The following is a 23,764-nucleotide window of genomic DNA, read 5'->3' as shown; positions in this document are numbered from 1 at the left end:
GCCGCGGGGGTCCGGGAGCCGGGGGTGTTCGGTGGCTGCTGGTGTCCGGGAGCCGCGGGGTGTCCCGGTTGTTGGTGGTGCGGCGTGGTTGCGGGTCGCGGGGGGCGGGGATGGCTTTGGGTGGTGAGTGCAGGGATGGGTGCAGGGTTTGCGGGGTCGGGCCGCCGAGATCTGCATTCATGGCTGCAGCGAGCGGTGTCCGGGAGCCGCTGGGGGTCGGGGCCGGCTTTGGCGGGTGGGTGCAGGGATGGGTGCAGGGCTGGCGGGGTTGGGCCGCCGGGATCTGCATTCAGGGCTGCAGCGAGCGGTGTCCGGGAACCGCGGGGGCCGGGGGTGGGTCAGAGGTGGTGGAGGAGCCAGATGCGGGGGTGGTGGCCCTTGGCGTAGACGCGCACGGGCGGTTGGGGCGCGCGCCACAGGGCGTCGGCGGCGCGGACGCAGCGTTCCATCACCTTGACCTCGTGCGTGAGCACGACGAGACGGGCGCCGGGTGCCGTCACGTCGTGCGCGGCCCGGAGCAGGCCGGTGTGCACCCGCTCGGCGTCGTCGTGCGAGCCGTGCAACGCGCCCCACGGTGGGTCGGCGAGCACGAGGTCGAAGCCGGCGCCGCCGGCTGCGGGGAGCCAGGAGTCGGGGGCGAGCGCGTCGGCCGTGAGCAGCGTGACGCGCCGGGAGAGGCCGGCCGCCTCGACGTTGCGGGCGGCGGCGTCGAGCGCGTCCGGCGCGACGTCGACGCCGACGGCCTGGGCCGCACCGGCCGCGAGAAGGCGCTCCACGAGCAGCGTCCCGGAGCCGCACATGAGGTTGAGGACGCGTTCGTCGTCGCGCGGTCCGGCGAGTGCGACCATCGCGGCGGCGATCGTCGCGTTGGCTGCGCCGGGGAAATCCGCGACGCGCCAGGTGCGCGCGGACAGCGGCCGCGGGCCGATCCGCACGAGCACGTCCCAGCCGGGGTCGACCTCCCGCGCGGCCCCCTGGTTGGCCCTCTGCTCGACGCCTCGCGCGGTGCCGCGGCGGACCTTGACGACGAGCTCGCCGTGCTCGGGGTCGTAGGCGAGGCCGGTCGCGCGGCGCAGCTCGTCGGCGAGCCGCGCGAAGACGGCCGAGTCCGCGCCCGCGGCCTCGAACCGGAACGACGACGAGCCCGCGGCCCGCAGGGATGCGTAGACCGCGTCGACGATGCGGGCGAGGTGATCGCCGCTGACCAGCGAACGCGGGCGCGGCACGTCGAAGTGCAGCCAGACGAAGGCCGCGACTGCGGTGCGCAGCCGCCGCACGTCGGCCAGGACCGTGCCGACCGGCCCGGTGAGCGTCACGACGAGCGCGTCGTCGCGACCCGGCACGGGGGTGGCGGGTCGGGCGGGGGACAGCACGCGCGCGACCTCGTCGCGAAGGACGTCACCGAGTCCGGGCAGGAAGGTGAGCTCGATCCGGGTCGTCGGGGCGGGCGGTGTCGTCGGGCGCGGCTGGTTCCGGCCGGACGAGGGCTGCTGCCGGGACGGCCCGCCGGCGCGTGACGTGCCGCCTCGAGGCGCGCCGGTACGAGGCGTGCCGGTGCGGGACGTGCCGGTGCGGGACGTGCCGGTGGGGCGGGGGTCGCGGCGCTCGCGCGCCATCAGGCCCCGACGGCGACGGCCGCCGCAGCGGCCTCGCCGACGACCGGCGCGCCGCCCGCGTGCACGGGGCACCCGAACGCGGCACCGCGCCCGGGTCCGGCGGGGCCGGCCGGGTCGGTCGGGGCGGTCTCGTCGGGCTCGTCGGACGCACGCCCGACGACCGACGCGTCGACGCCCACGGCCCGCAGCACGAACGACTCCGTCTGGGCGACCGCACGCTCGCGCTCGGCGCCGTCCTCCGGCAGCCCGCGCCCGGACAGGCACGCGTTGACCAGCGGCACGGTGACGTCGAGGTCCTGCTCGGGGAAGGCGCCCGAGGCGATCCCGGCGGAGAGGATGTCGCGCAGCACCTGCTCGACGATGCCGGCGTGCTCACGCACGCGCTGCTGGGTCGCCCGCGAGAGCACGGAGCGCAGCTCCGGCCCGGGCGCGACGTGGTACTGCCGCACGAGGCTGGCCTGCGCACGCACGTAGGTGCGCAGCTGCTCGACCGGGTCGGCCGTGTCGTCGAGCAGGCGCTGCAGCGAGCGGGCGTACTCCTCGGTCTCGTGCGTGATGAACCCGAGGAGGAGCGCCTCCTTGTCGGCGAAGTGGTTGTAGACCGCCGTGCGGCCGACGCCGGCCTCGCCGGCGATCTCGGCGAGCGTGATCGCGTCGAACCCGCGCTCGGCCATGAGGCGGGCCAGGGCCTCGAACAGGCGCTGCCGGGTCTGCTCGCGGTGCTCGTGCAGGGACCCGCCGATGATCTTGGGCATGCTGACAGTCTGACACAGAACGTCAGCAACTCCGTCGGGTGCCGCCAGACCGGTCCGCACTCGCCCTCCCCTGCCGAAATGGGACTTTGGTCCTTAGACTCGGACGCACGGCACCGCGGTCGACGACGACCGCGTCGATCCCCGGCGGAGGTGTGCGTGTCGACCGAGACGGCCGCAGTGCGGCCCACCGACGTGCGCGCCGCGCAGGACGCGTTCGTCGCTACCGGTCGTACGCCGCTGCGGGTGCGCCGCATCGTCGCGGACTCCTGGCGGCGCTCCCGCCGCAGCGGCGTCGACCCCGAGCACCCGGCGCCGCGCGTCGAGCTCTCGGCGAACGACCTGGCCGGCCTGCGGCGCGACACCCCGCTCGCGGGCGTGCTCCCGGTGGTGCGGCGCCTGCTCCTGGACGGCGAGCCGCAGTGGGTCGCGGCGCTCACGGACGCGAGCGGGCGGCTGCTGTGGGTGGAGGGCGACGCGCACGTGCGCAAGGCCGTCGGGTCGGTGGGGTTCGTCGAGGGCGCGGTGTGGAGCGAGGACTGCGCCGGCACCAATGCGCCCGGGACGGCGCTCGCGACGAACCGTGAGGTGCAGGTCGTCGGCTCGGAGCACTGGGCGCGGCCCGTGCAGTCGTTCAGCTGTGCCGCGGTCCCGGTGCACGACACCGCCGGCCGCGTGCTCGGCGTCCTGGACCTCACGGGCGGGCCGGTGGTGGGCACGGGGATCGCGATGCGCCTGGTCCGTGCGACGGCCAGCGCGATCGAGGCGTCACTTCCCGCGCTCCCGACGAGCGCGCCCGTCGGGCCGCCGGCGCCCGTGCTGCGTGTGCTGGGCAGCCAGGGCGGCGTCGTCGTGCTCGACGGCAACCCCGTGCGGCTCTCGCGGCGGCACGCGGAGATCGTCCTGCTGCTGGCGGAGCACCCGGCGGGCCTGACCGCCGACGAGCTGGCGGTCCTGCTCTCCGAGTCCGAGCTGTCCGCAGTGACCGTGCGCGCCGAGGTGTCCCGGCTGCGTCGGATCGTCGGCCCGTTGCTGACCGAGTCCCGCCCGTACCGGCTGACGCAGCGGCTGCGCACCGACGTCGACGGCGTGCGCGACGCGCTCGCGCTCGGCGACGTGACGCAGGCGATCACGGCCTACGGCGGCCCGGTGCTGCCGCGTTCGCTCGCGCCGGGCGTCGCCCGGGTCCGGGAGGCGGTCTCCGACGAGCTGCGCGCCGCGGTCCTGGCGTCCCATGACCCGGCCGTGCTCGTGCGCTGGGCTGCGTCCGACGAGGGCGACGAGGACTGGCAGGCCTGGCAGGCGCTCGCGGACGCGACCGCGCCGGGCAGCGCGACGAACCTGCGCGCGCACGCGCACCTCGCGCGGCTCGACCTGAGCCTGGGCCCGCGCCGCGCGTCCACCGGCTGACCACCCCGGGCGGTCCCGACGAGCGCGCTCGTCGGGCGCGTGTGGGTGCCCTCGCCTACGGTCGGTGACGTCGGACGAAGGGGTGGGGACGTTGGTGCTGATCGGTGCGCACGCGCGCGGCGACGACCCGGTGGCGATCGCCGCCGAGGTCGGGGCCGACTGCGTGCAGGTGTTCCTGGCGGACCCGCAGAGCTGGAAGAAGCCGGTGCCGCGCCCGGACGCCGACGCGATCCTGGCCAGCGGGCTCGGCGTCTACGTGCACGCGCCGTACCTGGTCAACGTCGCGTCGACCAACAACCGCATCAGGATCCCGAGCCGCAACATGATCGCGCAGCACAGCGCCGCGGCGGCCGGGCTGGGCGCTCGCGGGCTCGTCGTGCACGGCGGGCACGTCGGCGAGGGCGACGACGTCGCGGTCGGCGCGGACAACTGGCGCAAGACGTTCGAGCGCGCCACGTTCCCCGTGCGCGTGCTCGTCGAGAACACCGCCGGCGGCGACAACGCGTGCGCCCGCACGCTGGACCGCATCGCGCTGCTCTGGGACGCGATCGGGCAGTACGACGTGGGCTTCTGCCTGGACACGTGCCACGCGTGGGCGTCGGGGCTCGACCTGGAGAACGTCGTGGACCAGGTGCGCGCGATCACGGGCCGCATCGACCTGGTGCACGCCAACAGCTCGCGCGACGAGGCGGGCTCGAGCCGCGACCGGCACGCGAGCTTCGCCGACGGCACGATCCCGCCCGAGCTGCTGGCGCACGTCGTCCGCGAGGCGGGCTGCGACGCCCTCGTCGAGACCCCGGCCGAGGGCCAGGCCGCCGACATCGCCTACCTGCGCGCCGCTCTGACCTCGTAGGCGGCTCTGGCCGGCGGTGCTGCAACGGTGGTGCAACCCTGCCGTGCCTAACGTCGCGGTGAGCGCGGCGACGAGGCCGCGCCCGGGCGCCTGCGTCCACGGCGCCCGTGCACCCGAAGGGAGCCAGACGTATGACCGTCTACGCAGCACCCGGCAAGCCCGGAAGCCCGGCCACCTATCGCGAGCGCTACGACCACTGGATCGGCGGCGAGTACGTCGCCCCGAAGGCCGGCCGCTACTTCGAGAACCCCAGCCCGGTCACCGGGCACACCTTCACGGAGGTCGCGCGCGGCGACGCCGACGACATCGAGCGCGCGCTGGACGCCGCGCACGGTGCGGCGCGTGCGTGGGGCAAGACCACCGCGACGGAGCGGGCGCTGATCCTCAACAAGATCGCCGACCGCATCGAGCAGAACCTCGAGATGATCGCGGTCGCCGAGGCGTGGGAGAACGGCAAGCCGGTACGCGAGACGCTCGCGGCCGACATCCCGCTCGCGGTCGACCACTTCCGCTACTTCGCGGGCGCGGTCCGGGCGCAGGAGGGTTCGATCTCGGAGATCGACGAGACGACGATCGCGTACCACTTCCACGAGCCGCTCGGCGTCGTCGGGCAGATCATCCCGTGGAACTTCCCGATCCTCATGGCCACGTGGAAGCTGGCGCCGGCGCTCGCGGCGGGCAACACCGTGGTGCTCAAGCCGGCCGAGCAGACGCCCGCGTCGATCCTGTTCCTCATGGAGCTCATCGCGGACCTGCTGCCGCCGGGCGTCGTCAACGTGGTCAACGGGTTCGGGGTCGAGGCGGGCAAGCCGCTCGCGTCGTCGCCGCGGATCCGCAAGATCGCGTTCACGGGCGAGACCACGACGGGCCGCCTGATCATGCAGTACGCGAGCCAGAACATCATCCCGGTGACGCTCGAGCTGGGCGGCAAGAGCCCGAACATCTTCTTCGACGACGTCGCGCGCGAGAAGGACGCGTACTACGACAAGGCGCTCGAGGGCTTCGCGATGTTCGCGCTGAACCAGGGCGAGGTCTGCACGTGCCCGTCGCGCGCGCTCATCCAGGAGTCGATCTACGACGGCTTCCTCGCCGACGCGATCGACCGCACGAAGGCGATCAAGCAGGGCAACCCGCTCGACACCGACACGATGATCGGCGCGCAGGCGTCCAACGACCAGCTCGAGAAGATCCTGTCCTACATCGACATCGGCAAGGCCGAGGGCGCCAAGGTCCTCACGGGCGGCGAGCGCGCGCACCTCGACGGCGACCTGGCCGACGGCTACTACGTCACGCCGACGATCTTCGAGGGCAAGAACTCGATGCGGATCTTCCAGGAGGAGATCTTCGGGCCCGTGGTCGCGGTGACCAGCTTCAGCGACTACGACGACGCGATCACGATCGCCAACGACACGCTCTACGGCCTGGGCGCCGGCGTGTGGACGCGCGAGCAGGCGAAGGCCTACCACGCGGGCCGGGACATCCAGGCGGGCCGCGTCTGGACGAACTGCTACCACGCCTACCCGGCAGCGGCGGCGTTCGGTGGCTACAAGGGCTCGGGCGTCGGCCGCGAGAACCACAAGATGATGCTCGACCACTACCAGCAGACCAAGAACCTCCTGGTCAGCTACTCGGGCACCAAGCTCGGCTTCTTCTGACCGACCTGCGGCGACGACGGTCCCGCGCGGGCGCTCCCGGGCGCTCGCGCGGGGCCTGTCGTCGGCGCATGCTGGAACGAGCGACACCTGCCCGAGAGACCGGAAGGAGCGCGGCCATGACGACCATCGAGCCCGGCACCGAGGTCGAGCGGGTGGCGGTGACGCCCGCCGCAGCCGATCTGCTGCGTTCGTTGCGCGCGCAGCACGGCGAGCTCATGTTCCACCAGTCCGGCGGCTGCTGCGACGGCTCGTCGCCCATGTGCTACCCGGCGGGCGAGTTCCTCACCGGGGACGTCGACGAGCACCTGGGCGACCTCGACATCGGCGACGACGAGACGGGCCCGGTCACCGTGCCGGTGTGGATGACCAAGGCCCAGTACGAGTACTGGAAGCACACGCACCTGACGATCGACGTGGTCAAGGGCCGCGGCGCGGGGTTCAGCCTCGAGGCGCCGGAGGGGGTGCGGTTCCTCATCCGCTCGCGCCTGCTGACCGACGAGGAGTACACCGAGCTGCACGCCGCCGGGGTCGTCTGACCCGGCGGCGTCAGCCCGGAGCCCGTCAGGCGTGCACGTAGAGCACCGGCTCCGGCAGCCCGTGCGCGGCGCGCACGCGGCGGGACAGACCCTCGATCGTGCGCAGCGCGTCGACGAGCATGTCCGGCGTGACCGGGAACGGCATCGCGTGGATGGTCTCGCCTTCGACGGTCGCGGCCGCGGCGACCGCCGCCAGCTCCGGGCTGTCGGTCGAGAGGCCGATCTCCGTCAGCGTGTTGGGCAGACCGACCTTCGTGGTGAACACGACGAAGTCCTCGACCTCCTGGGCCGGCGCGCCCTCCAGCACGAGCTGCGTGAGCGTGCCGATGTTGACCTTCTGCCCGTGCGTGAGACCGTGCGTCTGCGGCGCGGACGTGAGCCCGTTGTGGATCGCGTGGGCGGCGGCGAGGCCACCCGACTCGAAGCCGAGCCCGGACAGCAGCGTGTTGGCCTCGACGACCGCCTCGAGCGCCGGCGTCACGGTCTTCGCGCGGACGGCGTCCAGGGCCTGCAACGAGTTCTCCCACAGCAGGTCCCAGCACAGCCGCGCGAGCGCGGTCCCGGTGTGCGTGGGCCGCCCGCCCGCCATCGTCGTGCCGGTACCCCGCGCGACCGCGCGCGCCTCCACCCACGTCGCGAGCGCGTCGCCGATGCCGCCGACGAGGAACGCGACCGGTGCGTTCGCGACCACCTGGGTGTCGATCAGGACGAGGTCGGGGTTCTTCGGGAAGAACCGGTACTCGAGGAACGCGCCGTCGTCGGTGTAGATCACGGACAGCGCGGACGTCGGGGCGTCCGAGGACGCGGCCGTGGGGATGCTCACCCACCGGATCTGAGCGAGGTGCCCGGCGGCCTTCACGGCGTCGATCGTCGAGCCGCCGCCGATGCCGACGACGACGTCGTGACCGCCCGCGCGGATGTTCTCGACGAGCGAGTCGACCGCGGCGACGGTCGCGTACGTGCCGAACGGCTCGCGGACGACGGACGTGCCGACGCCGGCGAGGCTCGTCGAGACCGCGGGCCCGACGATCGACCACACGACGTCGTCGGCGACGAGGAGCGGCGCGGCCCCGAGCTCGGCGAGCCGCGGGCCGAGCGTGGCGAGCGCGTCCTTCCCCTGGACGTAGCGGGACGGGCTGGCGAGGACGTGAACGGTGGACATGGGGTCTCCTCCCGACAGTCGCGCCGAGGTACGGCGTGGACGTCCCGGCGCCGGGACGCCATGTCCATCGTGTGCTCGTCGCCGGCGCGTCCAGCGAGGACTTCGGTCCCTGTCCGTTGCTACCGTGCGGACATGACGAGCGACCCGATCGTGCCCGACGACAAGGACTGGACCTGGGTGCTGGGCGAGCGCTGCCCGGAGTGCGGGTTCACCGCCGCCGACGTCGACCCGCTCCAGATCGGCGCGACCGTGCGGGACCTCGTGCCGCGCTACGTGTCGGCGCTGCACCGGCAGGACGCGCGCGAGCGGCCCGCGCCGACGGTCTGGTCGACGCTCGAGTACGGCGCGCACGTCCGCGACGTCTTCCGCATCTTCGGCGAGCGCCTCGACCTCATGCTCGAGCACGACGATCCGGCGTTCGCGAACTGGGACCAGGACGCGGCGGCCCGCGAGAGCCGCTACGACCTGCAGGACCCGTCCGTCGTCGCGGACGAGCTGATCGCGGCGGGCGAGCACACCGCCGACCGCTTCGACGCCGTGCCGGCCGACGCCTGGGAGCGCACGGGCCGCCGCTCGAACGGCTCGGTGTTCACGGTCCGCACGCTCGGCCAGTACTTCCTGCACGACGTCGTCCACCACCTGCACGACGTCCACTCCTGACGCGTCCGGCCGGGCGTGCGGGCGGGAGTGGTCCACAGAGTTGTGCACAAGGGTGGGTAGCCCAGCGCGCGGGGATGTGGACAAGTCGGACGAGTTGTGGACGAACGACGAGCGCCGGCTGGAACCTGCCCGTCACACGGGCGTAGCACGCGCTGGCTAGCGTGCGAAGGCATGGAGACCGTCGCCGTGCTGCCCACCGACCTCGACGGCCGGCACGTGCTCGCCGTGCCGGCGGGCGCCGACGTGCTGGGGCTGGCCCGGGCGTGGTTCGTCGACCCCGGCTGGACACGCGAGCCGGCCGCGCCGGAGCCCGCGCCGGCGATGCCCACCGGCGCGAGGTTCCGCGGGGTCGTGGTGGACGCCGGGCCGGTGCGGCCGGGCGCGATGCGCCTCGACGAGGCCGCCGCGCTCGTCGGGCCCCTGCCCGTCGCGGCGGACGAGGCGCATGCGCGCGGGCTGCCGCCTGGCGGGTGGGACCTGTACGGCACCGCGGACCCGACGAGCGTGCGGGTCGACGAGCCGGCCCCCACCGACGCCGTCTCCCGGCGGGTCTCGGGGTGGCTGGTCGCCACGGCCCGGCGCACGCGCGGCCTCGTCGTACCCGCGGACCGCGCGAGCGTGCTCGTCCCCGACCCGGGCCAGGGCGTCGACCTGACGCTGTGGTCGGCGGTGCCGCTGACCCCCGCGGACCTCGTCGCGGTCGTGCGCCCGGCGATGGTGGGAGCGCGCGTCGGCGCGCCGGAGGTGGGGGAGTCGACGGGGTCGGCGCCCGTGCCGTGCAGGCTGACGGCGACGTTCGAGTACGACGGCCAGGTGGTCGTCACGCTCGCGCGCTCGACGACGCTCCCGGTGGTGCTCACGACGATCGACTGGCGCGCGTCGGGGCCGTGGGCGTACCGCGTGCGCTGGCGTCCGATCGATCCCGACGAGCTGGGCAGCGAGCAGCCGTCGCGGCTGCACGTGATCGCGCGCGACCGGGTCGCGCCGATGCTGGCGCGCGTGGCGACCGCGCTGCAGCGGGCGGTCGAGGGGACGGTCGTCGACGCGGGTGGTTTCGTCGTCTCGCCCGACGACCTGGTCCGACGATCCCGCCCGACGGCCTGACCCCACGAAACGGCCTGACCCCGCCCGGCGGGCGTTGCGCCTCACTCGAAGCGCGGCGCCCCGACCGGGACCATGTCGACCTGCACGTGCGGGCGTGCGCCGGAGCCCTCGGAGAAGATCACGCCGCGCAGCGGGGGGACGTCGTGGTAGTCGCGGCCCCAGCCGAGCACGACGTAGCGCTCGTCGACGAGCTGGTCGTTCGTCGGGTCCACGTCCACCCAGCCCAGGCCCGGCAGCCACACGGACACCCAGGCGTGCGACGCGTCCGCGCCGCGCAGCTTGGCCCGCCCCGGTGCGGGCCGGGTCTCCAGGTAGCCGCTGACGTAACGGGCGGGCACGCCGTGCAGCCGCAGCGCGGCGAGCATGAGGTGCGCGAAGTCCTGGCACACGCCCGCGCGCTGCGCGAGGAGCTGCACCTGGGTGGTGTGCACGGTCGTCGAGCCGGTGCGGTACTCCAGCTCGTCGTGGATGCGTGAGGCCAGGTCGACGACGAGCTCGCCCAGCGGCCGGCCGGGCCGGAAGCTCGGCGCCGCCCACTCCCGCACCTCACCCGCGAAGGTCACGTGCAGCGACGGCAGCACCGCCTCGTGCAGCGCGACCATCGCGTCCGGGTCGGCGCCCAGCGCCTGGCCGTCACCCGCCGCGAGCGCGGCCGCGACGTCGTCCCACGCACGGCGCGGCAGCGTCGTCGGGTCGGGCGCCTCGCGCGAGACGGTCACGCGCGAGCGCGCGGTCACGACGAGCCGCGAGTGCTCGGTCGTGACACCGAAGTACGTCGAGGTGTTGCCGTACCAGTCGGTGTGCGACGCGAGGTCGCCGGGCGTGGGCTCGACGACGAGCTCGACCTCGTCGACGTGCTGGCCGGGGGCATGCCGTGGGGTCAGCGTCGCGCGGCCGTAGGAGTCGGTGACCGGCTCGTCGTACTCGTAGGTGGTGCGGTGCACCAGGTCGTACGCGCGGCTCATGCGCCCCACCCGTCCTGCATCGAGTAGGACGGCCCGGGTCGCACGAAGTGCGCGCGCTCGATCTCGTCGGCGACCGCGAGCAGGCGCCACTGCAGGGACTCGAGCGTCTCGACGAGCCTGCGGCGGCGACCGTCGGCACCCGGCACGACCGCGGCGGCGGGGTCGAGCTCGGCCAGCAGGTCCGCGACGTCGGCCAGCAGCCGGTCGCGCTGGTCGGTGCCAACCCCGGGCGGCCGGGCGACGCCGGCGAGGTCCGCGCGGAGCTGGCCGATCGCCGCGACGAGCGAGCGCGGGTTGTCCGGGTCGAGCACGAGCAGCTCGACGACGCCGACGACGCCCGGACCGCCCTGGTAGCGCCGTCGCGCGGTGATCGCGGACTCGTGCGCGAGCAGCACGGACTCCAGCACGTGCGTCTCGACGCCCGGCGGCTGCACGTCGGCGAGAGTGCCGAGCAGCGAGGAGGTGAGGTGCTGCGCGCGTTCGAGGCGGCGGCCCGCATCGAGCAGGTTCCAGCCGTCGTCGCGCACCAGCCCCTCGGCCGCGATGCCGGCGATCGCGTACAGGCTCTCGAGCAGGCGGTCGAGCAGGCCGCGCAGACCCTGCGTGAGCGCGGCCGGCGGGGCGTCGGGCGCGTCGACGCCCGTGCGGCGCACGACCCGACGCTCCTCGCGCAGCGCGCGCTCCATGCGCGAGATCGGCCCGAACGTGTCGGTCGAGAGCTGGTCGCGGACCGCCGCGGCCGATGCGGCCAGCGCCTGCACGGACTGCGCGACCGACCCCTCGACGTTCGCGTCGAGCGCCAGGTCGCGCAGCGACGGGCGCGGACCCGACGACTCGCCAGGCGCCGTCGGCGGTGCGGCCGGGTCGCGCAGGAGGCCCTCGAGCGCGACGGCCAGGGCCCGGCCGCCGGGGGAGTGCGGGCGCGCGTGGTAGTCGTCGTACCGGTCGGCGACGACGCGCAGCGCGCGGACCACCTGGCCGGCCCGCTCCGCGTAGCGGCCGAGCCAGAACATGTTCTCGGCGACGCGCGGCGGCATCGAGCGCACGGGCGAGCGGCTCGGCACCGGCTCGTCGACGGCCTCGGCGGCGTCCAGCTCGCCCTGCAGCACCCACACGTCGCGGGCGTCGTTGCGCCAGGCGGAGTCGTCGTCGGGCCGGCCGGACAGGCGCGCGAGCCCGCCCGCCATCACGAGGTAGCCGCCGTCGGCCTCCGGGACGGCGAACGTGCGCAGCGTCGTCGCCGGCCGCGCGTGCGCCGCGTCGAGGTCGCGGCCCCACGGCTCCTGCGCCGCCCAGCGCCACGGCTCGGCCTCGATGCGCGCCGCGAGCTCCCCGCGTGCCTCGTCGGACAGCGTCCAGCCCGCGACGGCGGCGCTCGCACCAGCGGAGCCCGACGAGCGCGCGACGGGCAGCACGACGAGCCGGTCCAGCCGGTCGAGGACCGCGCGGCGCTGGTCGTCGTCGCCGCACCACCAGGTCGGCGCGGCGGGCAGGCCGAGGTCCTCGCCGAGCACCGCGCGCGCGATCCGGGGCAGCGCGGCGAGCAGCGCGGGGTTCTCGAGGATGCCCGCGCCGAGCGGGTTGACGATCGTCGCGGAGCCCTGCCGGACCGCGTGCACGAGCCCCGGCACGCCGAGGCGCGAGCCCGCGAGCAGCTCGAGCGGGTCGCACCACGCGTCGTCGACGCGCCGCAGCACCACGTCGACGGGTTCGAGGCCGTCGAGAGCGCGCAGCCACAGCCGCCCCTCGCGCACGACGAGGTCCGAGCCCTCGACGAGCGGCAGCCCGAGCATCGACGCGAGGTACGCCTGGTCGAACGCCGTCTCGCTGCCGGGCCCCGGTGACAGCAGCACCACCGCGGGCTCGTCGTCGGACGGCGGCGCGGACGCGTGCAGCGCGTGCCGCAGCGCACGGAAGAACGGGCCCAACCGCTGGATCGGCGCCTGGCGGTAGGCGGACGCGAGCACCTGCGCGACGATCCGCCGGCCCTCCATCGCGTACCCCGCCCCGGACGGGGCCTGCGTGCGGTCGTCGACCACCGCCCACGCGCCGTCCGGCCCGCGCACCAGGTCGGTCGCGGCGAGCACGAGGTCGCGGCTGCCCGGCAGCCGCAGCCCGTGCGCGGCGCGCAGCAGTGCGGGGTCGGACAGGATCGCCGCGGGCGGCAGCAACCCCTCGGACAGCAGCCGGCGGGGGCCGTACAGGTCGCGCAGCACCTCGTCGAGAAGGCTCGCGCGTTGCTCGAGCCCGGCTGCCAGGCCCGTCCACTCCGCCTCGTCGAGCACCATCGGGTCAGGGTCGAGCCGCCACGGCCGAGGCCCCGACACGCCGGTGCCGTACGTGACGCCGTGCTCGGCGAGCAGCCGCGCACCCTCGTCGGACGCGTGCGCGAGCTCGTCGGGCGTGACCGGAAGCAGGCCCAGTGCCGACCCGGTGTCGGGCGTGCCCGCGGAGGCGGCGCGCACGGAGAGCAGGTCGGTCACCCGCCGAGTCTGGCCCACGAACGACCCGCCCGGCCACGTGCACGCGCCCTGAACGCCCGACCAGGCCAACCGCGAGACCCTGGTGGGGGCGCCGGTCGTAGGCTCGGCGGTGCGGTCGGGTGACCGCGCGACGAGGAGGTCGGTGTGGCGCCGTTGCGGTTCGGGATCGTCGGGAGCGGGTGGCGCGCGGAGTTCTTCGCGCGGATGGCGCGGCTCATGCCCGACCGGTTCGAGGTGGCCGCGCTGGTCTCGCGGTCCGACGAGCGTCGCGCGCAGGTCGGGGCCGACTGGGGCGTGCGGACCGTCGCGACGATCGGTGAGCTGGTGGCGCTGGCGCCCGAGCTGGTCGTCGTGGCCGTGCCCTGGCCGGTGACGCCGGACGCCACGCGCGAGCTGGTCGCGGCGGGCGTGCCGGTGCTCGCCGAGACGCCGCCGGCCCCGGACGCCGAGGGGCTGTTCGCGCTGTGGGCCGACGTCGGCGCGAGCGGGCTCGTCCAGGTGGCCGAGCACAGCCCGTTCATGCCCGCGCACACGGCCCGGATCCACGCGGTCGACGACGGCCTGATCGGCCGCGCAACCTCTGTACAGATCTCGTCGACCCATCTGTACCACGCGGTCGGCCTGATCCGGCGCCTGCTGCGGGCGGGCCGCGGGCAGGTCACCGTGCGCGCCACGACCTTCACCGCGCCGCTGCTCGACCCCGTCGGCCGCGACGGCTGGACGGGCGAGACCGAGCCGCGCGAGCGGTGGAACGTGCTCGCGACGCTCGACCTCGGCGGCGGCCTGGGCGCGTTGTACGACTTCAGCGACAACCAGTGGCACAACCCGCTGCGCACCAACCGGATCGTCGTGCGCGGCTCGCTCGGCGAGATCGTCGACGACACCGTCACCCGGTACGCCGGCGAGCGGACCGTCGTCTCGTCGTCGATCGTGCGGCGCGTGTCCGGGCTTGAGCAGAACCTCGACGGGTTCGACCTCGAGCACCTGAGCCTCGACGGGCGCGTGGTCTACCGCAACGAGTTCCACGGCGCGCGGCTGGCCGACGACGACCTCGCGGTCGCGGGGCTGCTCGCCGCGTGCGCCGACTGGCTGCACGGCGACGGGCCGGAGCCGTACCCGCTCGCCGAGGGCTGCCACGACCACCTCGTCGGGCTCGCGATCGAGGCGGCCCAGCGCACCGGCGAGGCGGTCACCACCCCGGCGGCGCCCTGGGCGTGACGACCGTCCGGCGTCCGTGACGGTCGACCGGGCAGTACCGCGGCGGACGTTCGGACCTGCGGATTCGGTTCGGCGAACTCCGAAGGATGCCCAATTTGCCCGATCCGCGGCTGCCACCATGGACCGGTGACCTCCACCGAGCAGCGCACCCCCGCGCAGATCCGCCGCTGGCGCCAGTACCTCGCCGACGAGCGCGCCGAGGCCGCCGTCTACCGTGACCTCGCGTCCCGCCGCACCGGCGAGGAGCAGGCGATCCTGCTCGCCCTGGCCGAGGCGGAGCGCCGACACGAGCAGCACTGGCTCGACCTGCTGGGCGAGGACACGGGCAGGCCGTTGCGCGGCGACGTGCGCACCCGGGTGCTCGGCTGGCTCGCCCGGCGGTTCGGGTCCGTGTTCGTCCTCGCGCTCGCGCAGCGCGCCGAGGCGCGTTCGTCGTACGACGAGGACGCGGACGCGACCCCGCAGATGGCCGCCGACGAGCGCATCCACGAGGAGGTCGTGCGCGGCCTGGCGACCCGCGGCCGCAACCGGATGTCCGGCACGTTCCGCGCCGCGGTGTTCGGCGCCAACGACGGCCTGGTCTCCAACCTCGCGCTCGTGCTGGGCATGGGCGCGACCGGCGCGTCGCGCTCGCTCGTGCTGTTCAGCGGTCTCGCGGGCCTGCTCGCGGGCGCGCTGTCGATGGGCGCCGGTGAGTACGTCTCCGTGCGCTCGCAGCTCGAGCTGCTGCAGGCGTCGCGGCCCGGCCCGCACGCGCGTGCCGCGCTGCCGCACCTCGACGTCGACGCCAACGAGCTCGCGCTGGTCTACCGCGCGCGGGGCATGGCGCCCGAGGACGCCGCCGCGCGCGCGAGCGCCGTCCTCGGCTCGCTCGAACGCCTGACGGGCGACGCGTTCGCCGCCCTGCCCGACGACGCGGCGGTCGCGTCGGCCGAGCAGCCTGGTTCCGACGAGGCCGCGGTGGCGCCCGACGAGGCTGCCGAGGCGCCGCGGGAGCACGAGACGATCGGCACCGCGCTGGGCGCCGCGGTCGCGAGCTTCTGCTTCTTCGCGACCGGCGCCGCCGTGCCGGTGCTGCCCTACCTGCTGGGTCTCGACGGCCCCGCGGCGGTGGCCTGGGCCGCCGGCCTCGTCGGGCTCGCGCTGCTCGCGACCGGCGCGACGGTCGGCCTGCTGTCCGGGGCGTCGCCCGCGCGCCGCGCGCTGCGCCAGCTCGCGATCGGGTGGGGCGCCGCCGCGGCGACGTACCTGCTGGGCCTGGCGTTCGGCTCCACCGTCGCGTGAGGCCGCCGGGGCGCGGTGCGCTCGCTCGTCGGACGTGTGGTCTGCGCCACCCGGTCTTGTGAGGTAAGCCTTGCCTGCATACAGTCGTCACGTGACCGCGACCTCCGCCGAGCAGGCGCCCGTGACCGACGACGTGACCCCCGAGCCCGTCCCGACGTTCCGCACGTTCGCGGTCACGGTCGGCGCGCTGCAGCGCCTGTGCCCGAGCGTCCTGCGCGTGACGTTCACCGGGGCGGACCTGGACCGGTTCGCGGACAACGGCTTCGACCAGCGGATCAAGTTCTTCCTGCCGCTGGACTGCGGCTACGCCGAGCTGCTCGACCTCACGGCGTCCGGCGACTGGTACGGCCGCTGGCGCGAGCTTCCCGACGACCGCCGCCACCCCATCCGCACCTACACCGCCCGCTACGTGCGCCAGCAGTCCCGCGAGCTCGACGTGGACATCGTCCTGCACGGCGACCACGGCCCCGCCTCGCGGTGGGCGTCGTCGGCGACGATCGGCGACGAGCTCGTCGTCCTCGGCCCCAACGCGGACGCGACCGGCCCGCACGGCGGCGTCGACTTCGTCCCGCCGCTGCGCACCGAGCAGTTCCTCATCGCGGGCGACGAGACCGCCCTGCCGGCCATCGCCAACATCCTCGAGCGGCTGCCCGCCGACGCGCGCGGCGAGGCGCTCGTCGAGATGCCGCACTCCGCGGACCGGCTCGAGCTCACGGCCCCCGCCGGCGTGACCGTCCGCTGGCTGGGCCGCGACGGCGCCCCGCACGGCGCGCTGCTGGACCCCGCCGTGCGCGAGGCCGCCGCCCGCGTCCTGCCCGAGAACCCGGGCGAGGACCTCGTCGAGGTGCCGTGGGCCTACAACGGCGACGACGACGTGTGGGAGGTGCCGGTGGACCACGAGACCCAGTCCCCGATGCGCGACGCCGCCCCCGTCTACGCGTGGCTGGCCGGCGAGTCCGCCGTCATCCGCGGCCTGCGCCGCCACCTCGTCACCGAGCGCGGCATCGACCGCAAGGCCGTCGCCTTCATGGGCTACTGGCGCCACGGCCGCGCGGAGAACAACTGACCGCTGCATCGTGACGAGGCCCGCCCAGTCCCGGAAACTGTGCGTCATCGCCGGAGGTCGACGGGTGACGGCTCCGTAGGTCCGGAGCCTGGCCGGCCTGAGCGCGACATCTCCGGAATCTCGCCTTGGGAGCTAGGTCGTCGTCAAGGGGTCGTAGCAACGGTGCTGGTCAGGCGGCGGTGGTGAGGTAGTCGTTGAGGGCTTGGGCAGGGGTGCGTAGGTCGAGGGTGGGTCGGGGTCGGGCGTTGAGGGTGTCCTGGACTCGGCGGATGTCGTCGTTGGTCCAGGTCGACAGATCGCTGCCCTTGGTGAACCAGAACCTCAGGAGGCGGTTGGTGTTCTCGTTCGAGCCGCGCTGCCAAGGTGAGTAGGGGTCGGCGAAGTAGACCGGCGCCTGCAGGTCCAGCTGGATGCGGTCGTAGGCAGCCATCTCGCTGCCGCGGTCCCAGGTGATCGAGCGGCGCAGGTGCGCCGGCAGGTCGGACATCTGCGCGATCATCGCGTCGGCGACAGCTTCGGCGGTGCGGGGGCCGGGCAGGTGCAGCAGGATCACGAACCGGGTGCTGCGCTCGACGAGGGTCCCGATCGCCGACCGGGTGCCCGCCCCGACGATCAGGTCGCCTTCCCAGTGCCCAGGCACGGCCCGGTCGGCGACCTGCGGGGGGCGTTGGCCGATCTGCAACGCGTCCGCGAACGGCCCCCGCGCTGCGCGCTGGGCACGACTGTGGGGCTTGCGCGCGGTACGCCCGGTGGACAGCCGCCGGGAGTGGAGTCCCTGACAGTGGTGCAGCCGTGCAGCGGCCCGTCGGGGCCCGGCACTGAGCGCTACGGACGCGGAAGCCTGTTCGACGCTCGCTGGCCTGTCCTACGACGACGGTGCCATCGACAATGTGGGAGGCGGTGTACCTGCAGCTGTCGGCGTCCGACGACGCGGACCTGCGCGGCGTCGCCCAGTTCGCCCTGACGAGCCGCGTCTCGCACACGAGCGACCTCAACCCGTACCGCGACCGCAGCCTCCGCATGCGCGAGGCCGCCGGCTGGACCCAGCCCACCACTGGCCTGGGCGACTGACTGTCCCGCGAAGAACGACGACGAGCCCCCCGAACCGCTCCGAAGGAAGAAGTGGGGAGGGGGCTCGCGTGCTGACGGAGGTCAAGCTCCGGTCCCGAAGTCACCGCGCTCAGGCGAGGATCTGAGCCCGCACTCAGGGCATCAGCCGCGCGACCATGACGAGCGCACCGGTGACGTCTGCTTCTCGCATCGCGTCGACGACCGCCGCCGAGACCACGTACGTATCCGACGCCGTGGCTGCCGGAATCGAGATCGGTCCGATCCCGCGCACCTCCAGCGTGACGGCCCGGGTCGAGTAGACGCTCACGTGGTGCCCGGTGAGCTTGGCGCGGGAGTAGGCGTAGCGCATCGGGACACCGTTGCCCGCCCAGTCGGTTCCCTCGTCGGACAGCAGGTCGTGGAGGACGGGGAAATGCGGCACCCACTGCGGCAACCGTGTGCCGTCGGGCAGCTCCAGCTCGGCAGCGATCCATTGGATCTCGTCGGCGGGCCCGAGGTGCTCGACGAAGATCTGCTGGACGACCGGGCTGACCAGCCGCACCGAGTCGATCGTGGTCAGCACGTCGCCGGGAGGGTTGTCCGGGTTCACCCACGTCCAGACCAGCGGCTCCTCGAGCTCGACCCGTCCCGGCCTCGCGAGCAGGGCAGAGAGACTGTCCGGAACCCGCGAGGCGAGTGGTGCGTCGCGGCCGTCGCCGGTCTCGCGGTTAGTGAACTCGAAGTACTCCGCGACGTCTGCCGCTCTCGTCAACGCCATCTGTACTCATCCCGACACTTCCAGTACGCCGCTCGAACGATGGTGGAGTCGCTCTGCACGGGCTCGACGACGTACTCTCGGAAGAGCGCCTCAAACACCGCTGCCTGCTGGTCTGTTGGTGCCTCGCTAGCGGCCCGATCCGCGAGACGCATATTCACCTCGACCCAATTGTGATAGTTCCACGGGTGAGGACCCCGGTGCCGGATGCTGTATACGTTGACACTGCTATTGATATCCAGCCCGTACTTCATGAAGAGCGCGCCAAACTTCTGGCCGAACAGTCCGTACTTAGTCGCCATGTGGTGACCCTCGATGGGCATCGACTCCTCAAGAATCTGCCGAGCCTTGTCGTCAAGGCAGTTGTTTGGCGGCTTAATCGCGCCGCCCGCCGGGTCGGGGGCCGGCTCGGGTTCTGGCACGGCGTCGCCTTCGATGCACGTGCCGTCCTCTGCGAACTGCTCGCATTCCGGTTGCAGGTCGGTGAGCGTTGGCCCCTCGGCGGCGCCAACGAGCAACTCGACGATGTCGAGTGGACCCGCGTCGACGTTGCTGCCGCGCGCGAACCACAGAGCGTTTACTGCACCGCTCGCCGTGCAAACCGTGGCGAAATCGGGCACAGCGACGCCCGGAAGGCTATTTCGCGCAGACTCTGCGAGTGCGCTGCAAGCGTCGTCTCCGTAGCGTTGCGCAACTTGGTTGACCAGCGAGATCGCCACACCCGAGTCCGGCTCCAGGGGGGGCCACGGCGTCTCCTCGACGGTCCCATCCGGCCCGATCGTGGCGTTCGGCAGGATGCGACCGGGATCCCGAAAGACGGAGCAGTACTCGAGGTTCACGCGGTACGGACCCCAGTGGCACTCAAAACTGTCTTCGCGACTCGCAGACACATACCAGTAGAAACACTCCGCAGCGAGTTCCCCGCAAGACTCGACGGCGTTCCCGTCGCGCTCAAACAATTCAAGTACACAGCCGCCTGCGATGCAGTCGGGGTACTTCGTCGGAATGTCCCAGACCCAAGTTGGCGTATCTGTCTCTGGGATGATCGGCTGGTACGGCCAGAGGCCGGGAGTTCCACCGAGCGGTGTCCAGTCCGCACCGAATCGCGCGACGACCGATCCGGCAGGACAGGTGAGCGATGGTAGGTCGATCGAGTCGTTACCGCGTAGCCGGACAACCACCGAAGCGTTGAAATCGTTGAGCGTCCCCGATGCATCGATGCACTTCACTCGCGTTGTGACGCGTCCTTCTGTGCTCGCCGCCTGGTACTTGGGGTTTGCAGGGGTGCGGTAGATGATGCCGAGCCCGGCATTGATCAGCGCATCCCGCGTTGCGTCCGATGTGGCCTTTGGGAGCCCTGCGTCGTTCCGGCTCATTACCAGTTCGTCAAAGCCGTATCCTGTCGGGCACGTCACGGCCTTCGTGTTCACCGTCGGGCCGTCAGGCTGGTCAAGCTTGAAAGTGTTGCTCGCTGGGTACGACACGATGGAGAGCGATGAGCCTCCCGTGTTGTACGCGTCTCGGTAAGCAACCGCGCCATCAGAGAGCCGTACGCAGCGTTCAGTAAACAAGAACTGTCCGCCGCCCGACGAGCCTTCTCCCCAATTCTCGACGCCGACATTCCACGTGATGGACATCGACGGCACCTTCTGCGACATATACGGATCTGATCCGCCGTAGTGGACGTCCACCCCCGCAATTCGCACCGCAGCGACCGGCTTGAAGTAGGTGTAGAAGCTCCGTGGCGACCATCCAGCCAGAGAGACGAGACCCTCGAGCCCTTCCGGTCCACCAGGCGCAGTGGTCAGCTTGCCCTCTACCCAACCGCCGAGCGCAACCCCAGCTGCTGTGCCAGCGATCGCGGATCCTGTCTGGCCCGCGACCTGGCTAAGCGAGATGCCGCTAACTCCGGTGGCTGTTGCCGCCGTTGCGACTGTTGGTGAGGCGGCCATTGCCTCTGACGCTTCCCAGACCAGCATTCCCGAGACCGTGTTGCAGCCGCTCATCTGCGGCGGACAGGCGGAGGCTGGTGTCGCGACGGTGGTCACGAGCACTGATGTGCTGAGCAAGACGGTCAGTACCGCCGCCACGGTGCGGCGTCTTCCTCTCGTCGAGCTCCATCTCATGAGCTTCACGCCTTCGGTTCCTTGGGAGGGAACACGTTTGCCCCCTGCAACGCGCCCAACGTAGTCGCCGGTGCGCCCTGGCCGGGTTCCGCACGAGCGTGTGTCACCGGTTTGGCCCAGTCATCCGGCGGGCGCAGGAGTCACCTGCGACGAGGGATCAGGTCGAGACCAGACGCCCGATTGGTCAGAACTCTTCGCCCCCTGCACCCCGCACCGCCCCACCTCCCGCACCCACCACCCGTGCCGCGCCTTCGAGACGTCGATCGGCCGGCCGCGCCACCCTTGACCCATGGACGACGCGATCGAGCAGCATCGACAGCTCGATCGCGCTCGTCGACGCATCCGTGTCATGGTTGTTGGAGAAGGCCTCACCTGAGCCGTCGGCGACTTACGGCGACACCGTTCGTCGCCAGGGTCGTGCTTGACCCCGGCGAGCTCAGCTGGATGCGTATGTAGGGGCTTGACCCCGTGAGGTGGACACGGGTGATTTCGAATCTGGCTCGGAGACGCGAGAAGACTCGCTCATGGCGAGGAGGACGTACCCGGCGGAGTTCCGCCGCGATGCTGTCGAGCTGTATCGCTCGGCGCCGACTGCCACGGTCGCGGGGATCGCCGCGGATCTGGGCGTCATGGAAAGGAGCGCGAGGAGCCACCGACACGGCGAAGCTCCGGAGGACGGATCCCGGAGATGCGCGCGAGATTCCGGAGAAGAGCAGGCCTCGTCAATCGTGACGAGGCGGGGCGCCTGCCGCAGACGCCTGTCAGAGTCGTGTCGCGGACGTGGTGGCGACGGTTTGGCGGGGACCGTGCCACGCGGAGCTGAAGGGGCAATCTGGGATGAGCGGTACACCGACGCTGCGAGTGGAGGCGATCGAGCACGTGAGCGGTGATGCTCCCGGGCTCACACTCGTCGAGGACACGTTGGCCGAGGACGACGAGCCTGGCGGCGACCAGGTCTCGATCCGGCGGTGGGAGGGGCTCGACGGGGTGGCTGTCGAGACGCACTCGCGGCCACGGCGAGAGGACGCCGACGTACTCGTCCATGAGCTCGTCCTCGGTGCGCTCCTGGAGCGGGCGCTCGGGGCGAGCGCGTCGAAGGACTCGATGCGAGCGATCGCACGGATCGTGGACGACGCGGTCCCCGAGTCGGCCGCCGTGCAGGTCGTCGGTTCGACGCTCATGGCCGGGAGGCGGCTCACGGCCGGAGGCATGACGGCGATCGTGGCCTCGCACGAGACCACGACGTTTGCGGTGATCCAGTCCGAGCCGGCTGCGTCGGTCCGGCTGGTGCTCGGGAAGTGATCGCTTCTCAGGCGGGGTCGGTGAGGGGGTGCTCCTCGTAGGCCTCGACGTCGGGCGGGCCGTCGAGCAGGGTGCGCCACTCCGCGAGCAGGGCGCGCATGCGCGGGTCGGTCTCGACGCGCCGCTGGTCGGCGTCGTACGTCGCGCGGTCGCGGTACTCGACGATCTCGACGAAGCGGGTGGGGTCGGCCTCGCTCCACTGCAGGCGCGTGCGGATGCCCGCAGGCTCGTCGTAGACGAGGCGCGCACGACGCAGGAACTCCTCGAGCGGGCGGTGGTCGGACGGCACCCGTCCGCGCAGGTAGAGCGTGATCACGACGGCGCGCTGGTCAGGCGCAGGGCGGTGAGCGCCTCGACGACGAGCGCGTGGTCGTCCCCCTGGCGCAGGCCCGAGACGGTCACGGTGGCGACCATCCCGACGTCGCGGACGACCACCGGCACGCACCCGCCGTCCGGGGCGTACAGCAGCGGGTCGAGCCCGAGCTCCGCGAGCGGGCGGTCCGAGAGGGCCAGTCGTCGCCCGACGAGGTAGGACGCGGTAGCGAAGCGACGCACGAGCCGCTCCTTGCGCTCGACCCACGCGTCGTTGTCCGACGACGTCCCGGGGCGGGCCGCGTAGAACAGGCGCTGCTCGCCGCGGCGGATGCTGATGACGATCGGCAGGTCGCGCTCGACGGCGGCGCGCCACAGCCAGGAGCCCACGGTCCACGCGTCGTCGTTGGTGAACCGGTCGAGCACGAGCGTGGACTGCTCGTCCTCCAGCCGGGCCACCAGCGTCCGCAGGTCGTTGTCGTCGTCCACCATCGGTCCTCCTCGTCGCGCCGGGTGTGCGGACATCGTGTCCCTCGCCCGTCGTGGGGTCCAGCGGTCGCCGGCCGGACGGGCCGGGACGTCGGGCCCTGGACCCGGCGTCGGCCGCGGCGTAGACAAGAGGTGAGCAGTCCCGCGCGGACCTGAAGTCGCCGGCCGGGCGACTGCCGCGGCGCGACTGCCCGGGAGCGCAGCATGGACCCCACCGCACGCACCCCGCACGACGACCGACCCTGGCTGGTCGTCGGCGACGACCGCACCGAGTCCTCGACCTTCGTCTGGGGCTGGGTCGCGGCCCAGCCGTGGGACGGGTGGCGGGTGACCGCGGTGACCGCGCGGCCGCCGGAGGTCGGCGTGGTCCCGCCCGACCGCTCCGCGCCGCACGCGTGGCAGCCCGCACCACTGCGGGTGCTGCCCGGGCGCGACGGCGGCGTCGAGCACCTGCTCGCCGAGGCCGACCCGCGCGCGGTGCTGGACTCGTTCGGCGCGGCGGACCTGCTGGTCGTCGGACACCGCGGGCCCGGTCTGCTCAAGCGCCTGCACCTGGGTAGCACGGCGGAGTGGCTCGTCTCGGCGCACCGGCCGCTCGGGCCGGTCGCGGTGGTCCGCTCGACGCGACCCGTGCGTGAGGTGCTGGTCTGCTCCGACGGCTCACCGTCCGTGCTCGGGGCCGTCGATGCGCTGGCCGCCCTGCCGCTTGTGCGCGGCGCCCGCGTCACGGTGCTCGGCGTGGACACGCTGCACGCCGACGCGCAGGACGGGGTCCGCACGGTCGCCGCGCGGCTGGAGGCCGTCGGCGCCGCGGACGTGCAGACGCTGCTCGTCGGCTCCGTGCCCATGTCCGCGGCCTTCGACGTGCGCCCGACGATCCTCGGCACGATCGACCGGCTCGAACCGGATCTGGTCGTCGTCGGCACGCGCGGTCTCGGCGGCCTGC

Annotated in this window: 20 protein-coding genes and 2 pseudogenes; 12 read left to right on the top strand and 10 right to left on the bottom strand. The window is 73.1% G+C overall.

What is annotated here, in order from left to right:
- Nucleotides 1–338: 338 nt before the first annotated feature.
- The gene (locus tag CCO02nite_RS15370; RefSeq protein ID WP_146844055.1) at nucleotides 339–1,616 is read right to left on the bottom strand and encodes a methyltransferase domain-containing protein; all 1,278 of its coding nucleotides are present in this window, start codon (nucleotides 1,614–1,616) and stop codon (nucleotides 339–341) included.
- A 173-nt stretch (nucleotides 1,617–1,789) separates the two neighbouring features.
- A pseudogene (locus tag CCO02nite_RS15365) lies at nucleotides 1,790–2,371 on the bottom strand (TetR/AcrR family transcriptional regulator); the annotation flags it as partial.
- Between the two features lie 156 nt (nucleotides 2,372–2,527).
- Here CCO02nite_RS15365 and CCO02nite_RS15360 point away from each other — a divergent pair.
- The 4 genes from CCO02nite_RS15360 (at nucleotide 2,528) to CCO02nite_RS15345 (ending at nucleotide 6,822) form a co-directional block, all read left to right on the top strand.
- Nucleotides 2,528–3,778 (top strand): GAF domain-containing protein, encoded by a 1,251-nt coding sequence (locus CCO02nite_RS15360; RefSeq protein WP_246117592.1) that lies wholly within the window; start codon nucleotides 2,528–2,530, stop codon nucleotides 3,776–3,778.
- Nucleotides 3,779–3,869: 91 nt separating this feature from the next.
- Nucleotides 3,870–4,631 (top strand): deoxyribonuclease IV, encoded by a 762-nt coding sequence (locus tag CCO02nite_RS15355; protein WP_222593219.1) that lies wholly within the window; start codon nucleotides 3,870–3,872, stop codon nucleotides 4,629–4,631.
- A gap of 131 nt (nucleotides 4,632–4,762) precedes the next feature.
- Nucleotides 4,763–6,286: an acetaldehyde dehydrogenase ExaC gene (gene exaC / locus CCO02nite_RS15350; protein ID WP_146844052.1), complete on the top strand. Its 1,524-nt coding sequence runs from the start codon at nucleotides 4,763–4,765 to the stop codon at nucleotides 6,284–6,286.
- 116 nt (nucleotides 6,287–6,402) lie between these two features.
- Nucleotides 6,403–6,822, top strand: coding sequence for a DUF779 domain-containing protein (locus CCO02nite_RS15345; RefSeq protein ID WP_146844051.1), 420 nt, complete (start codon nucleotides 6,403–6,405; stop codon nucleotides 6,820–6,822).
- Between the two features lie 25 nt (nucleotides 6,823–6,847).
- Here the strand turns inward: CCO02nite_RS15345 and CCO02nite_RS15340 are convergent, their stop codons facing one another.
- A complete protein-coding gene (locus CCO02nite_RS15340) occupies nucleotides 6,848–7,984 on the bottom strand; it encodes a glycerol dehydrogenase (protein WP_146844050.1) in 1,137 nt (378 codons plus the stop codon).
- Between the two features lie 132 nt (nucleotides 7,985–8,116).
- Here CCO02nite_RS15340 and CCO02nite_RS15335 point away from each other — a divergent pair, with 132 nt between their 5' ends.
- Both CCO02nite_RS15335 and CCO02nite_RS15330 read left to right on the top strand, forming a co-directional pair.
- Nucleotides 8,117–8,644 carry a DinB family protein gene (locus tag CCO02nite_RS15335; RefSeq protein ID WP_146844049.1) on the top strand — a complete coding sequence of 176 codons (528 nt, stop codon included), beginning with the start codon at nucleotides 8,117–8,119 and terminating at the stop codon, nucleotides 8,642–8,644.
- A gap of 171 nt (nucleotides 8,645–8,815) precedes the next feature.
- Complete coding sequence (locus CCO02nite_RS15330) at nucleotides 8,816–9,748, top strand: hypothetical protein (protein ID WP_146844048.1); 933 nt, start codon at nucleotides 8,816–8,818, stop codon at nucleotides 9,746–9,748.
- Between the two features lie 41 nt (nucleotides 9,749–9,789).
- Here the strand turns inward: CCO02nite_RS15330 and CCO02nite_RS15325 are convergent, their stop codons facing one another.
- Nucleotides 9,790–10,713, bottom strand: a complete 924-nt coding sequence (locus tag CCO02nite_RS15325) for a transglutaminase family protein (RefSeq protein WP_146844047.1) — start codon at nucleotides 10,711–10,713, stop codon at nucleotides 9,790–9,792.
- The gene (locus CCO02nite_RS15320; RefSeq protein ID WP_146844046.1) at nucleotides 10,710–13,196 is read right to left on the bottom strand and encodes a circularly permuted type 2 ATP-grasp protein; all 2,487 of its coding nucleotides are present in this window, start codon (nucleotides 13,194–13,196) and stop codon (nucleotides 10,710–10,712) included. Before CCO02nite_RS15320 ends, CCO02nite_RS15325 begins: the two co-directional genes overlap by 4 nt.
- Nucleotides 13,197–13,340: 144 nt before the next feature.
- Between CCO02nite_RS15320 and CCO02nite_RS15315 the strand changes: the two genes are divergently transcribed.
- The 3 genes from CCO02nite_RS15315 (at nucleotide 13,341) to CCO02nite_RS15305 (ending at nucleotide 16,764) form a co-directional block, all read left to right on the top strand.
- Nucleotides 13,341–14,414: a Gfo/Idh/MocA family protein gene (locus CCO02nite_RS15315; RefSeq protein WP_146844045.1), complete on the top strand. Its 1,074-nt coding sequence runs from the start codon at nucleotides 13,341–13,343 to the stop codon at nucleotides 14,412–14,414.
- A gap of 126 nt (nucleotides 14,415–14,540) precedes the next feature.
- Nucleotides 14,541–15,698: a VIT1/CCC1 transporter family protein gene (locus CCO02nite_RS15310; RefSeq protein ID WP_146844044.1), complete on the top strand. Its 1,158-nt coding sequence runs from the start codon at nucleotides 14,541–14,543 to the stop codon at nucleotides 15,696–15,698.
- Between the two features lie 91 nt (nucleotides 15,699–15,789).
- Complete coding sequence (locus tag CCO02nite_RS15305; RefSeq protein WP_371862530.1) at nucleotides 15,790–16,764, top strand: siderophore-interacting protein; 975 nt, start codon at nucleotides 15,790–15,792, stop codon at nucleotides 16,762–16,764.
- Between the two features lie 169 nt (nucleotides 16,765–16,933).
- Here CCO02nite_RS15305 and CCO02nite_RS15300 read toward each other — a convergent pair.
- Nucleotides 16,934–17,527 (bottom strand): annotated as a pseudogene (locus tag CCO02nite_RS15300) (IS30 family transposase); the annotation flags it as partial.
- 137 nt (nucleotides 17,528–17,664) lie between these two features.
- Between CCO02nite_RS15300 and CCO02nite_RS15820 the strand changes: the two are divergent.
- The gene (locus CCO02nite_RS15820) at nucleotides 17,665–17,835 is read left to right on the top strand and encodes a hypothetical protein (RefSeq protein WP_186812736.1); all 171 of its coding nucleotides are present in this window, start codon (nucleotides 17,665–17,667) and stop codon (nucleotides 17,833–17,835) included.
- Nucleotides 17,836–17,968: 133 nt separating this feature from the next.
- Here CCO02nite_RS15820 and CCO02nite_RS15295 read toward each other — a convergent pair whose 3' ends face one another.
- A complete protein-coding gene (locus tag CCO02nite_RS15295; protein ID WP_146844043.1) occupies nucleotides 17,969–18,592 on the bottom strand; it encodes a hypothetical protein in 624 nt (207 codons plus the stop codon).
- Entirely contained in the window at nucleotides 18,583–20,715 is a 2,133-nt protein-coding gene (locus CCO02nite_RS15290) for an AHH domain-containing protein (RefSeq protein WP_246117593.1), read from the bottom strand. The genes CCO02nite_RS15295 and CCO02nite_RS15290 overlap by 10 nt, the downstream gene beginning before the upstream one ends.
- 837 nt (nucleotides 20,716–21,552) lie before the next feature.
- On the opposite strand from CCO02nite_RS15290, the gene CCO02nite_RS15285 reads away from it, so the two are divergent.
- Nucleotides 21,553–22,017: a hypothetical protein gene (locus tag CCO02nite_RS15285; RefSeq protein WP_146844041.1), complete on the top strand. Its 465-nt coding sequence runs from the start codon at nucleotides 21,553–21,555 to the stop codon at nucleotides 22,015–22,017.
- 7 nt (nucleotides 22,018–22,024) lie between these two features.
- On the opposite strand, the gene CCO02nite_RS15280 is transcribed toward CCO02nite_RS15285, so the two are convergent.
- Together CCO02nite_RS15280 and CCO02nite_RS15275 are read right to left on the bottom strand one after the other, a co-directional pair.
- Nucleotides 22,025–22,333, bottom strand: coding sequence for a putative quinol monooxygenase (locus CCO02nite_RS15280; protein ID WP_146844040.1), 309 nt, complete (start codon nucleotides 22,331–22,333; stop codon nucleotides 22,025–22,027).
- Nucleotides 22,330–22,821, bottom strand: a complete 492-nt coding sequence (locus tag CCO02nite_RS15275) for a heme-degrading domain-containing protein (RefSeq protein ID WP_146844039.1) — start codon at nucleotides 22,819–22,821, stop codon at nucleotides 22,330–22,332. The genes CCO02nite_RS15280 and CCO02nite_RS15275 overlap by 4 nt, the downstream gene beginning before the upstream one ends.
- 201 nt (nucleotides 22,822–23,022) lie before the next feature.
- On the opposite strand from CCO02nite_RS15275, the gene CCO02nite_RS15270 reads away from it, so the two are divergent.
- Nucleotides 23,023–23,764: universal stress protein (locus CCO02nite_RS15270; protein WP_146844038.1), on the top strand; the 742-nt coding region annotated here is incomplete at its 3' end.

The sequence above is a fragment of the Cellulomonas composti genome, from assembly GCF_007990245.1.
In the GTDB taxonomy this organism is placed as follows: Bacteria; Actinomycetota; Actinomycetes; order Actinomycetales; family Cellulomonadaceae; genus Cellulomonas; species Cellulomonas composti.
Note: the sequence above shows the minus strand (reverse complement) of the source record. Positions and strands in the feature narration are given on the sequence as shown.

Bases quoted from the DNA above. Each gene is read 5' to 3' on its own strand.
- CCO02nite_RS15370 (WP_146844055.1), bottom strand. From the start codon at position 1,616: ATGGCGCGCGAGCGCCGCGACCCCCGCCCCACCGGCACGTCCCGCACC.
- exaC (WP_146844052.1), top strand. From the start codon at position 4,763: ATGACCGTCTACGCAGCACCCGGCAAGCCCGGAAGCCCGGCCACCTAT.
- CCO02nite_RS15345 (WP_146844051.1), top strand. From the start codon at position 6,403: ATGACGACCATCGAGCCCGGCACCGAGGTCGAGCGGGTGGCGGTGACG.
- CCO02nite_RS15340 (WP_146844050.1), bottom strand. From the start codon at position 7,984: ATGTCCACCGTTCACGTCCTCGCCAGCCCGTCCCGCTACGTCCAGGGG.
- CCO02nite_RS15335 (WP_146844049.1), top strand. From the start codon at position 8,117: ATGACGAGCGACCCGATCGTGCCCGACGACAAGGACTGGACCTGGGTG.
- CCO02nite_RS15330 (WP_146844048.1), top strand. From the start codon at position 8,816: ATGGAGACCGTCGCCGTGCTGCCCACCGACCTCGACGGCCGGCACGTG.
- CCO02nite_RS15325 (WP_146844047.1), bottom strand. From the start codon at position 10,713: ATGAGCCGCGCGTACGACCTGGTGCACCGCACCACCTACGAGTACGAC.
- CCO02nite_RS15295 (WP_146844043.1), bottom strand. From the start codon at position 18,592: ATGGCGTTGACGAGAGCGGCAGACGTCGCGGAGTACTTCGAGTTCACT.
- CCO02nite_RS15290 (WP_246117593.1), bottom strand. From the start codon at position 20,715: ATGAGATGGAGCTCGACGAGAGGAAGACGCCGCACCGTGGCGGCGGTA.
- CCO02nite_RS15285 (WP_146844041.1), top strand. From the start codon at position 21,553: ATGAGCGGTACACCGACGCTGCGAGTGGAGGCGATCGAGCACGTGAGC.
- CCO02nite_RS15275 (WP_146844039.1), bottom strand. From the start codon at position 22,821: ATGGTGGACGACGACAACGACCTGCGGACGCTGGTGGCCCGGCTGGAG.